This is a genomic window from Psychrobacillus sp. FSL H8-0484 (assembly GCF_038005325.1).
In the GTDB taxonomy this organism is placed as follows: Bacteria; Bacillota; Bacilli; order Bacillales_A; family Planococcaceae; genus Psychrobacillus.
This window is the reverse complement of sequence record NZ_JBBOSZ010000001.1, coordinates 1399375-1412078: the sequence shown is the minus strand read 5'-3', so window position 1 is coordinate 1412078 and position 12704 is coordinate 1399375. Positions and strand designations below refer to the sequence as shown.

The window sequence follows — 12704 nt, the reverse complement described above, 5'->3', positions numbered from 1 at the left end:
AAAACACCCACCCGTTAAAAATTAAATCCACCAAATCCGCCAAAACCACCCATTCCTTTGTCGGACAATCCGTGGTTTTTTTCCATCATTTCATAAGTAATAACCTCATCAGGATTATGTCGAAGCTCGATAATATAGTCAAAATCGTCAATAGAATACTCAGAATGCTGGATAAACATATCTGGGTGTTCCACCACCTTAATCGTTGGCATACGCATCATTTCTCTAACAAGCTGAAGATGCTTTTCATCATTTGATTTTCTCGTCACGATACCGTCTAAAATGAAAATATTACGATCACTAAATTCGTCTCCGGCTAACTGACTTCTAATTGTTTGTTTAATCATAGTAGAAGAAAGGAAAATCCATTTTTTATTAGCACAAACACTTGCTGCAACAACTGACTCTGTCTTACCTACACGAGGCATCCCTCTAATTCCAATTAACTTATGACCATCCTGTTTAAATATTTCAGCCATGAAGTCCACTAGAAGACCAAGTTCATCCCGAACAAACCGAAAAGTTTTTTTATCATCCGCATCTCGTTGAATATAGCGGCCGTGGCGAACAGCTAAACGATCTCTCAGCTTAGGTTCTCGAAATTTGGTTAAATGTATTGTATCCATAGTAGAAACAATATGTTCAAACCGTTCAATATTCTCTTTCTTTTCTGCTTTAATAAGCATTCCACGTCTACCTTCGTCAACCCCATTAATCGTGACAATATTAACTCGTAGCATTCCAAGTAAAGAAGAAATGTCTCCTAAAAGTCCTGGACGATTTATTTGAATCTCGTATTCAAAAAACCACTCACTAGCCATTTTAAATCTTTCCTCTCTATTTAGATGACGTTTCACTTCATTATAAGTTCTATCATATATGATTTCTTAGTTGAATAAAAGGAAAAAAGAAAAGAGCGCGAAAATATCTCTTTTCTTTTGGATTCAAATGTACCATCCACCATTCACACGGATTATTTGACCAGTTATATAAGTTGCTTTTTCACCTGTTAAAAATACAACTGCATTAGCTACATCTTGTGTAGAGCCAAATACTCCTGCTGGTATTTCCTCTAAAATTTGTTGACGAGCTTCTTCCTCTACATGGGCATTCATTTTTGTCTCAATAAATCCTGGAGCTACTGCATTTACCGTGATTTTTTGTGTAGCAACCTCTTTCGCATACGCTTTAACAAAGGCGTGTTGAGCGCCTTTTGCTGCTGAATAAGCTACTTCATATGAAGCACCTGTATCGCCCCAAATTGATCCAACAAAAATGATCGAGCTGTGTGTTTGTTTTCGAAGCTTTGGTGTTAATTTTCCTACTAAAAACATGGGATGTTCTACGTGTACCTGAAATAGATAGCGAATGTCTTCTAAAGTAGTTTGTTCTAAACCTTTGAATAGGCTATGTCCTTGTGCAAATACAACCGAATGAATGGTAAAAATGGAATTCGATAACGTTTCGACCGATTCCGATTTTCTCAAGTCTGCCTGTATAAGCATAAATTCTTGTGTAGGAAAAGATTCTTCTAAATCATTTACAAGTGCACTCACTCGCTCTTCATTGTTTGCGTAATGCAAATATAGGGACCATCCTGCTTCTGCAAGACTACGGCTAATAGCATGCCCTATTTCACCCGAAGCCCCCACAACTAATGCAAACTTTTTACTCATTCTTATTTTTTTCAAATGGAACAATTGTAAATACGGTATGTGCATTTTCATTTCTGAGAGTCTCAAACGCATCTTTCACTTGTTCCATTGTTAAATTTTCGAGTGCAGGTACCACATCAAATAAATTCATATCATTAAATGAGTATCGTGTAAATTGGTTCGCAATGTATTCAATGGAATTCAAAGCTCTTAAAAAATAGCCAATTTTTTTACGAGTAATTCGTTTTAAGTCTTCCACGGTAAATTCCCATTCACTCGCATGATTCAAAATAGATTGTCTAATTGTTTGCGTCAGTTCCTCCGCATTCGATGTATCCGAACCAATCATGGTGAACCCATACCCGTTTTCCATGGAATAGTCAGCGGAATACGATTCATCAACTAAACCTTTATCATAAACATCTTGATAAAAAGCAGATGTTCGTCCAAAAACTAGTTCAATTGCTACTTGCATAGCCAACTCATAATTTAGCATTTCTTCACCTGAAATGTTGACATTATTGGATTTAATACCATAAATTACTTTAGGCTTTTGCACATCCATTTGTAACTTTCGTTCTTTTATGTCAACGTCATTTTGCTCATCCGGGAAAAATCGTGTTATTTCTTGAGGAGCTTCGAATGTCTTGGAAGCCTGATCTTCTTTAATAAAAGCCATCATTTCCTTTGGATCTACTGCCCCAACCACAAATAACACCATGTTCGAAGGATGATAAAAAGTATTATAACACTCATATAAATGTTCAGCTGTAATTTTATTAATAGATTCTACTGTACCAGCAATATCAATTTTCACTGGATGCACTTTATACATATTTTCAATTGCTCCAAAGTATAAACGCCAATCGGGTTGATCATCATACATTGTGATTTCCTGGGCAATAATCCCCTTTTCCTTTTCAACCGTTTGTTCCGTAAAGTAAGGTTGTTGTACAAAGTCAAGCAAGGTTTTCGTATTCTCTAAAATATAATCGGTCGAAGAAAATAAATAAGTCGTTCTTGTAAAAGAAGTAAAAGCATTTGCAGAAGCCCCTTTTTCGCTAAACTTCTGAAAAACGTCTCCTTCTTCCTTTTCAAACATTTTGTGCTCTAAAAAATGGGCAATCCCGTCTGGAACGATTACAGTCTTATCTTTACCAAGAGGAATAAATTCACGGTCGATAGAGCCATATTTTGTCGTAAACGTTACATACGTTTTAGAGAACCCCTTTTTAGGTAATATGTACACATTTAAACCATTTGACAACTGCTCATGATATAACGTTTCTTCTAATTGCTCAAAGTAAGTTTCATTCATTGTCTGCACCATCCTTACCAGAAAGGAAATAGACGAATTCCTTCTCTATTGTAGAAGCCATTTGTTGTATTTGCTCTTTCGTTACACTTGACCATCTTGAAACCCAGTTTTCTACCGTAAATGATTCATCTATTTCTTTGTACTGATCGTAAATTTCAATCTGAGCTCTTGAAGAATCCAATGCTTCTTTTAATTGATTCTTTAACATCGATTTAGTCTGATTGATCTCTAAATCTGTTATATCTCCTGCTTGCATGGATTTTAATTGCTCATCGATTAGTTTTACGGCCTTTTCCTGTAAGTTTGAATCAATTCCTGCTAGGACAAATATTAGGCCATATAAAGAGGAATAACTACTTGATGCGTAATACGCCATACTTTCTTTTTCTCGCACATTTATAAATATCTTCGAATGAGCAAATCCACCAAGTATCCCATTTGTTAGTTGCATTATTGGGAACTCTTTCGAGAAAAAAGTAATCGGCGTACGATACGCCATGTGCAATTTCCCTTGCTTCATATCTTGTATTTCATGGAGAAAATCTTTATCATTTGTTGTTGTTGGAGCTTCTACTTCTTGTTTAAGTTGCGCTGTCCTAGCTGTAAATTGGAAATATTTCTCCATTTTATCTTTTATTTCTTGCATATTTACATCACCAACTACATAAATAGACAATTCATCTTTCTTTAAAAGCGTTTCATGCATATCAACCAACTGTTCATTCGTTACACCTTGTACTGCTGCAACTGTACCATTAGCAGTAATCGACGCAGCATGATTTGGTAGAATGTTTTCTAGTAAGCGTTGTTGGGCATATCTAGTTTTATCGTCATACATGGACTGAATGCGCTCAATCACTTGTTCTTTTTCTCTTTTCACAATAGAATCAACAAATTTCCCATCAACCATATTTGGTTTAAAAATTACGGTATGTAATAAGGAGAATACTTCCTCTACTACTTTTTCATTGGACAAATAAGCATCATTCACCGTTTCAGCATTTAATGAAAAAATATGGTGATTTCCCTTCTTAGCTGTATCAAAATACAAAACAGCTCCGTATAGGTCATCTAAGCGCTTTCGGAAAGCAGCATTTGTTGGATACTCAGCATTATTATATTGAAGGACATTTGCTAATACCGAACGAATCGCTGCTTGTTCTAAGGTTAACTGCTGTTTCCATTTAAATGATATGTTAATGGTTTTAAATTGTTCTGTCGGTCGCACGTAAAGCTTAACACCATGTGCAAGTTCAAACTGTTGAAACATGTTGTTTTCCCCCTTTTTCTTTCTAGTTTATCTCATATACCTATTCACTATACATGTTCTAATTATATCAATACAAACAAATAGGGACCAAATAAATTTGGTCCCTAAATCTAAGATAGAAAACTACCTTGCTATTTAGTTATTATACAACTAAACGGTTTCTATCTGCATTTCAATTCATCGTTTTCCTTTAATGTATGGAATACCACTAGCCTTTGGTGCATTTGCTTTTCCGATAAATCCTGCAACTGCTAATATAGTTAATACATATGGTAATATGTGTAAGAAATAGGGAGGTACTTGATCAACATATGGGATCTGTCCTCCAACAATACTTAATGCTTGAGCAAAACCAAAGAATATAGCTGCTCCAAGTGCACCAAGTGGGTGCCATTTACCAAAAATCATTGCGGCAAGCGCCATGAAACCTTGTCCATTTATAGTACTGTGACTGAACTCTCCAGAGATAGATTGAGCATATACTGCTCCACCAATACCAGCAAGAGCACCTGACAAAATAACCGCAATATAACGCATTTTCGTTACATTAACACCCATAGTATCTGCAGCCATTGGATGTTCTCCAACCGCGCGTAAACGTAAGCCAAATGGTGTTTTATAAATAACAAACCATGCAAGTACTGCAACCCCAACTGCTAAAATCGATGTAGAATAAACATCTTTAAAAAACATTGGTCCAATTATAGGTATATCACTTAACAATGGAATATCGAAACGAATAAAACGTTCTTGAATATAATCTGTTTGGCCTTTGCCGTAAATCATTTTTACTGAGAATAATGCGATGGCAACACCTAACAAGTTGATCGCTACCCCAGATATCGTTTGGTTGGCTCTAAAGGAAATAGATGCCACTGCATGCATTACTGAGAATAATCCGGATACAAGCATTGCTGCAATTAATGCAAACCAAGGTGTCAACGAACCAAAAGTATCTACAAACATCAAGTTAAAAAGAATGCCGATAAATGCACCCATTACCATTAAACCTTCCAGCCCAATGTTAACCACACCGGAACGTTCGGAGAATACTCCGCCAATTGCAGTAAAAATTAATGGAGATGCATAAAAAATAGCCGAGGGAATGATGAAATATAGAACATCTAAAAAGCTCATATTATTTCGCCTCCTTTTTTTTGTTCATTTTTTCAAGGAAATAGCGAATTACGTACCCACATGCTACAAAGAAAATAATAATCGCAACAACAATCGATACGATTTCAACAGGTATACCAGCTTCGTTGGGCATATTTAAAGCTCCGTATTTTAGCGATCCAAATAAGACTGCTCCAAATATAACCCCAAGCGGTGTATTTGCCCCTAACAGAGCCACAGCAATCCCGTCAAAACCAATTCCGGTAAAGCCACCTTTTGTAGCAGCATATTGGAAGGTACCAAGTGCCTCCATTGCTCCAGCAAGTCCAGCGAATGCACCAGAAATAACCATAGAAAGAATAATATTCTTTTGAACATTCATGCCTGCATATTGAGAAGCATGCTGATTAAACCCAACCGATTTTAGTTCATAACCCATTGTTGTTTTTTCGAGAATAAACCACATTAATAAAACCATCGCTAATGCGATAAAAATACCATTGTGTAGTCTTGAATAATCGGTAATGCTTTCAAAGAACGCTGATTTTAATGATGCTGTTTCTTTTATTGTACCTGTATTATCTCCACCATCAGACACAATTTTAATCAGCACATTCGTTGTATGAAGTGCAATATAGTTCATCATAATGGTAACAATTACTTCATGTACTTGTAATTTCGCTTTCAAAAGACCTGGAATAAAAGCCCATAGTCCCCCTGCTACAGCAGCAGCAATAATAGCTAAAGGTAGATGAATATACATTGGAAGATCAAATGTAATTCCAACATAAGCAGCTGCAAACCAACCTACTATTAGTTGTCCTTCTACCCCTATATTAAATAGTCCAGTACGGAATGCAAACGCTACGGCTAGCCCTGCTAATATATATGGCGTAATCTGGCGGATTGTTTCACCAATAGCATATGCATCTCCAAAAATACCATTCCAAAGTGCTAGATATCCTTTTACAGGATCATATCCACTTACAAGCATGACAATTGCTCCCACGAGTAAACCTAATATTACAGAAATAACAGGGACAAGTATATTTACTACTCTATTCGACATGCACAGTTTCCCCCTGTTTCTTATCATTTTCATTTTTTCTTTGTCCTGCCATTAATAATCCTAACTCTTGTTCAGATGTTTCTTTTGGCAGCAAAGTATCTACTATTTGTCCATCATAAATAACTGCAATACGATCAGATACATTCATAACTTCATCTAACTCAAAAGAAAGAAGTAATACGGCTTTTCCTTTGTCCCGTTGTTCAATTAGGCGTTGATGAATAAATTCAATCGCACCTACATCAAGTCCACGAGTTGGAAGTGCAGCAATTAGTAATTCTGGATTTCGAGTTACTTCTCGTCCAATAATTGCTTTTTGTTGATTTCCTCCTGATAAAGCTCGAGCGGGTGTATGTTCCCCTTGTGTACGAACGTCAAATTCTTTAATAATTTTCTGAGCTAATTCCGAAACTTTTCCATAATTCATAATGCCGTTTTTGGAAATAGGATCTAAGTAATAGGTTTGTAACGCAATATTATGACCAATTGGGAAGTCTAAAACTAACCCATGTTTATGTCTGTCTTGTGGAATATGCCCTACGCCAGCTTCTGTCACTTTACGAGGTTTTTTATTTGTAACATCTTGTCCATTAATTGTAATGGAACCTTTTTTAGACTTACGAAGACCTGTAATAGCTTCGATAAGTTCGCTTTGTCCATTTCCATCAATCCCAGCAATACCTAAAATTTCCCCTTTGCGCACGGTTAAATTTAAGCCTTTTACTTTCTCGATGCCACGGTAATCTGTAACAACAAGATCCTTAATTATTAGTGCATCTACTGTTGGATTTGCTTCCCCTTTAATAGTCTTAAATTCAACTTGTCTACCAACCATTAAAGAGGCAAGCTCATTCGGATTTGTTTCTGCAGTAATAACTGTTCCAATTCCTTCGCCTTTTCGAATAACTGTTACTCTATCAGAAACGTCCATAATCTCTTTTAATTTGTGGGTAATTAATATAATAGATTTACCTTCTTTAATTAAACGTTTCATAATTTGAATTAACTCATGAATCTCTTGTGGAGTTAAAGAAGCAGTTGGCTCATCAAAAATTAAAATATCTGCGCCACGGTAAAGCGTTTTCAGTATTTCTACTCGCTGTTGCATCCCGACGGAGATATCCTCTATTTTTGCATTAGGGTCCACATCTAATCCATACATTTCAGAGAGTTTTTGAATTTTTTTAGCTGCTTCTTTAATATTAATAATTCCTGCTTTTGTTAGTTCATTGCCTAATATAATATTTTCCGTTACTGTAAAATTTTCAACTAGCATAAAATGCTGATGAACCATTCCAATTCCGAGCTTATTGGCAACGTTAGGATCTGTAATTTGCACAGTTTTCCCTTTAACCTTAATCTCCCCTGCTTCCGGTTGATACAAACCAAATAATACATTCATTAGAGTGGACTTACCAGCTCCATTTTCTCCTAAAAGAGCATGAATTTCACCCTTCTTCAATTGCAGAGTGATGTTATCATTTGCTACAAACGATCCAAACTCTTTTCGAATGCCAAGCATCTCTATTACATAATCCAATGAACTCACTCCCTACTATCATACTGTTGCTAAATTAACACAGGAAAGACTTTATATAATATTTAAAATCTTTCATCTACTAATTTAAAATATCATAAAGACCGAAATAAATCGGTCTTTATGATGTCTAATACAAATTTATTCTACAGTTTCAGGAACAACAATTTCTCCAGCAGCAATTTTGTCAGAGAATTCTTTAATTTTCGCTTGAACGTCTTCTGGAATAGCTCCACGTGAGTCAGCAAGAGCAACTCCACCTTCAGCTAAACCGTAAGTTGTTGTTTTACCACCTGGGAAGTTTCCTTCCAATGCTTCGTTTGCAATGGTTTGAACTGCAGTGTCTACACGTTTTAACATAGAAGTAAGTGTTACGTTTGTATCACCAACAGCGCCTTCTTCGTATTGATCAGAGTCAACTCCGATTACCCATACGTTCGCGTTTGCATCTTTTGTTTTACGTTCTTTAGCTTCTGCAAACACACCATTACCAGTACCACCAGCTGCGTGGAAGATAACATCTACGCCTGAAGAGTACATACGGTTAGCAGTTGTTTTACCAAGAGCTGCATCGTCAAATTTACCAGTGTATTGTACATCTACTTTGATACTTGGGTCTACTGCTTTAACGCCTTCAACGAATCCCGCATGGAAGCGCTCGATAACTGGAATTTCCATCCCACCAACGAAACCAATTTGTTTTGATTCTGACATTAAGGCTGCTGCAACACCAGCTAGGAATGAACCTTCTTGCTCTTTGAACATAACAGAAGCAACATTTTCTTTTTCTACAATTCCGTCAATGATTACAAAATTAGAATCTTTACGTTGGTCAGCAATTTCACCTATTGGTTTTTCCATTAAGAAACCAACACCATAAATTACGTCGAAGTCACGACGTACTAAGTTGTTTAAGTTTGTCACATAGTCAGCGTCTCCAGTTGATTGAAGGTAATCGTATCCACCATCGCCTTTTTCAAGACCATGTTCTTTACCAAAAGCTTGGATACCTTCCCAACCTGATTGGTTGAATGATTTGTCATCAATTCCTCCAACGTCCGTTACCATTGCGATAGAGAAATCTTTCGCTTCAGAAGTACCAGCATCTTTTGAACCTGTAGATGTTTTTTCCTCGTCATTTGTACCACAAGCACCAAGAATAGTACCAGCAGCTAATACAAGTGACAAACCTAATCCAAATTTACGTTTCGTCAAAATGAAAACCTCCATTATTTTTCTTTATTAGCAGGAATTTAAATCATTTTACACCCTTTTCCGAACAACATGAAAGCTAAATTTATCCGCTCGAAAATAATTTTTCGAATACAAAACCACGCGATCATTCTCATCATAGTGAAGTTGTTTTAAAACAAGCAAAGAAGTTTCTGGTTCACAGTTCAAAGTTGGCGAAGCAATTTCATGGTATCCCACTGGATCAATGAACGCTACCGCATGTGACACTCGTATGTCTCCAGATTCCTCCAAAGCAGTAAAGATTGAACCTTCTTCTCTTATGAGAAAATCATTTGGTAAGTAGTTTTTCGGAACTTTATCGACACAATAAACAACTGGTTCACCGTTTGCAGTCCGGACGCGTTCAATTGAAATAATCGATTGTTCTTCTCTACAATGAAAGCGGTTAATGTCTTCTTCACATGGAAGCGATTGCATGGAACTCAAATAAATAGTTCCTGGCTCCATTCCAGCGGATCGAATCATAGACGAGATACTAGAAAGGTGCTCGATTCCAGATGTGAAAACGGGCTTTGTATTAACAAAGGTTCCTACTCCATGTCTTCTGACAATCACATTTTCTTCTTCCAATAATCGAAGAGCTTCTCTTAACGTTGCACGACTTACACCTAGTGACTTAGCTAACTCAAATTCTGAAGGAAGTTTTTCCTTTTCTTTGAATATACCATTTGCAATGTCTTGCTTAATACGATCAATCACTTGTAAATATAAAGGTCGCTGGTCTACTTTTATTGTCATTACAACACCACCATTTTGAAGAGATCAGACCTCCGATGTAAAACTTTCCTACTAATCAGTCATACTATACCATTAATAATGATTGAAATAAATACTTTTATTCGAATTAATTTACTCAATCTTTATACATTTGTAATGATTTTGTCATATTATTACTTAATTGTGTCATACTATTTAGCGAATAATGTCATAATATGTCTTGATCTAGATCGTGTTTTGAAATCAGTACTTGTCGAGGTTTACTCCCCTCATAAGGTCCTACAACTCCACTCATCTCTAACTGATCAATAATCCTTGCTGCTCTCGAATAGCCAATTCTGAAGCGACGTTGCAGTAAGGAAACAGATGCCGTTTGCATATCGGTTACTAATTGGACAGCATCGTCATACAGTTCATCTCGGTCTAATTGTTCCTGTGTTGCTTCTACTTCATCTGGAATCATCTCTTCTTGGTAGTTGGCTTTTTGTTGTTCTATGACAAAATCCACTATTCTTTCTACTTCGGCATCAGACAGATAAGCTCCTTGTACTCGTACTGGTTTAGAACTTCCAGCTGGTAAAAATAACATATCTCCTCGACCAAGTAACTTTTCCGCCCCCCCCATATCTAATATGGTACGTGAGTCAATAGAAGAAGATACGGCAAATGCAATTCTAGATGGAATATTCGCTTTAATAATTCCGGTAATCACATCTACACTCGGTCTTTGTGTTGCAATGATTAAATGAATACCTGCCGCACGAGCCATTTGTGCTAAACGCGTGATTGAGTCTTCCACGTCACTAGAAGCAACCATCATTAAGTCAGCTAGCTCATCTACAATAACGACAATATAAGGAAGCTTTGGATGTTTCTCCTCATTTTCTTCATTCCACTTATCAATATGTTCATTATAGCCTTCCATATTACGTGTTCCCGTATGCGAGAACAAATCATATCTACGTTCCATTTCAGAGACAATTTTCTTCAAAGCTTGCGATGCTTTTCGTGGATCCGTTACAACTGGTGCTAGTAAGTGAGGAATACCATTATAAACATTTAACTCCACCATTTTCGGATCGATCATCATCATTTTCACTTCATGCGGCTTCGCACGCATCATAATACTCGTAATGATACCGTTGATACATACACTTTTCCCACTACCTGTTGAACCTGCAACAAGTAAGTGAGGCATTTTATTCAACTGTGCAAGAACTGCCTGTCCTGTTACATCTCGTCCAAATCCAATTAATAGCTTTAAATTGGGTTTATTATTTTCATCTGATTCCAGTACTTCACGTAAACTCACTATAGCTACTTCTTTATTTGGTACTTCTATCCCTATAGCAGACTTACCTGGAATCGGTGCTTCAATTCGAATATCTCTTGCAGCTAGAGCCAAAGCTAAATCATCATGTAAGCTGACAATGCGACTTACTTTAACTCCCACATCTGGAAGAACTTCATATTTGGTCACAGCAGGACCTAAATGAACTTCTGTTACTTTAGCCTTTACTCCAAAACTAAGAAATGTTTGCTCCAGTTTTTTTGCATTCGCTTGAATTGCATTCAATTCTCCACTTTGGTCACTATGCTCTGGTGAGTCTAATAACGAAAGCCCAGGTAATTTGTAATCCTTGTTTTCCAACTCATCTGCATCCATATTAATTTCTAGCGGCTCAGCCAATTCCATAGGTTCTTCTTTTTTGGAGATTCTTTCCGTAAAAGCGGAAATAATTGGAGCGGTTACTTGTTCTACCTCTACCACTTCCAATGGATTAGAATCATGAACCGTGACTGCTTCTTCTTGTGTACTTTCTTTTCTCTTTCTTCTAGATACTCTCTCGGATTCAACTGGTTTCTTCTTCACTTTTCTGGGTCTATTTTTGAAATTTTCTCTTATTTTCGGAGATACCTCCACTAAATAAGGAACTAGCGCTTTCCCTGTCCATAAAACAAGCCCGATGAGTAACATTAACGAGCCAGCAACTTTTGCCCCACTGGAATCAAATAGAACATGAAACGATGCAAATAAAATTGCCCCAATAATTCCTCCACCGAGAGAACTCGTTCTATCTGTAATCCCACCACTCTCTACTAGGACTCTATAACTTTCTCGTAAAACAGAATTAGTCATTAACGCTTTCCCTTCAAATAATTGCTGAAAAAGAGCTAAATGACTAAATAATAATAAACTACCTAAAATAAATGCACTTCCTAATATAAAGCGATTATTCCAAGTAGGGAAAGTTTGCTTAATCATAATGATAAGAGCATAAACAACTAACATAAATGGAATGGCAATATGCCAATTACCAAATAAAAAATAGCCTATATAAGCAAATGTTTCTCCTACAAGCCCGTATTCAAAAAAAGAAATAATAGCAATTCCTATAACAAGTAGACCAATAATTTCATACATTAATGGATGTAAAGATTGCTTACTAACTTTTTTTACTGGTTTCTTTTTTTTTCTTGTTGCCAATCGTTTCACCTACTTCCTAATAGATATGCTGTGTTAAATTAGGCTGTTAATTTTTAAAAGAATATATTTTTTGACGAAAATCCGGGAGACTCCTGCGGAAAAACGGGCTGCCAAGACTCCGCACCGAGCTTATAGGAACAAATCCTAAATTAACCACATCCTGTTGCCCGGAGGTGGCTTGGCAGTTCGTCCGCGTAAAGCGAGCGGACTTTTGGCAGATAACAACATGATCATTTAACAGAGCAGATAGATAAAAAGGATTTCCTTCCACATGCGGAAA

At 36.6% G+C, this 12704-nt stretch carries 10 protein-coding genes; all 10 read right to left on the bottom strand.

Going from position 1 to position 12704, the window contains the following annotated elements; genetic code table 11:
• Positions 1-14 precede the first annotated feature (14 nt).
• The 10 genes from MHH81_RS06505 to MHH81_RS06460 all read right to left on the bottom strand — a co-directional run bounded on the left by MHH81_RS06505 (position 15) and on the right by MHH81_RS06460 (position 12424).
• Positions 15-821 carry a DUF3388 domain-containing protein gene (locus MHH81_RS06505; RefSeq protein WP_340919269.1) on the bottom strand — a complete coding sequence of 269 codons (807 nt, stop codon included), beginning with the start codon at positions 819-821 and terminating at the stop codon, positions 15-17.
• A 123-nt stretch (positions 822-944) separates the two neighbouring features.
• The gene (gene ymfI / locus MHH81_RS06500) at positions 945-1676 is read right to left on the bottom strand and encodes an elongation factor P 5-aminopentanone reductase (protein ID WP_340919267.1); all 732 of its coding nucleotides are present in this window, start codon (positions 1674-1676) and stop codon (positions 945-947) included.
• Entirely contained in the window at positions 1669-2973 is a 1305-nt protein-coding gene (yfmH, locus tag MHH81_RS06495) for an EF-P 5-aminopentanol modification-associated protein YfmH (RefSeq protein ID WP_340919264.1), read from the bottom strand. The genes ymfI and yfmH overlap by 8 nt, the downstream gene beginning before the upstream one ends.
• On the bottom strand, positions 2966-4243 hold the full coding sequence (gene yfmF / locus MHH81_RS06490; protein ID WP_340919261.1) for an EF-P 5-aminopentanol modification-associated protein YfmF: 1278 nt from the start codon (positions 4241-4243) through the stop codon (positions 2966-2968). Before yfmF ends, yfmH begins: the two co-directional genes overlap by 8 nt.
• 177 nt (positions 4244-4420) lie before the next feature.
• Positions 4421-5380, bottom strand: a complete 960-nt coding sequence (locus MHH81_RS06485; protein ID WP_340919258.1) for an ABC transporter permease — start codon at positions 5378-5380, stop codon at positions 4421-4423.
• A gap of 1 nt (position 5381) precedes the next feature.
• Positions 5382-6428 carry an ABC transporter permease gene (locus MHH81_RS06480; protein ID WP_340919257.1) on the bottom strand — a complete coding sequence of 349 codons (1047 nt, stop codon included), beginning with the start codon at positions 6426-6428 and terminating at the stop codon, positions 5382-5384.
• Positions 6418-7968, bottom strand: a complete 1551-nt coding sequence (locus tag MHH81_RS06475; protein WP_340919254.1) for an ABC transporter ATP-binding protein — start codon at positions 7966-7968, stop codon at positions 6418-6420. Before MHH81_RS06475 ends, MHH81_RS06480 begins: the two co-directional genes overlap by 11 nt.
• A gap of 138 nt (positions 7969-8106) precedes the next feature.
• Complete coding sequence (locus MHH81_RS06470) at positions 8107-9180, bottom strand: BMP family lipoprotein (RefSeq protein ID WP_340919252.1); 1074 nt, start codon at positions 9178-9180, stop codon at positions 8107-8109.
• Positions 9181-9228: 48 nt separating this feature from the next.
• Positions 9229-9957 (bottom strand): GntR family transcriptional regulator, encoded by a 729-nt coding sequence (locus tag MHH81_RS06465; RefSeq protein WP_340919249.1) that lies wholly within the window; start codon positions 9955-9957, stop codon positions 9229-9231.
• Between the two features lie 187 nt (positions 9958-10144).
• Positions 10145-12424 (bottom strand): DNA translocase FtsK, encoded by a 2280-nt coding sequence (locus tag MHH81_RS06460; RefSeq protein ID WP_445678073.1) that lies wholly within the window; start codon positions 12422-12424, stop codon positions 10145-10147.
• Positions 12425-12704: the final 280 nt, after the last annotated feature.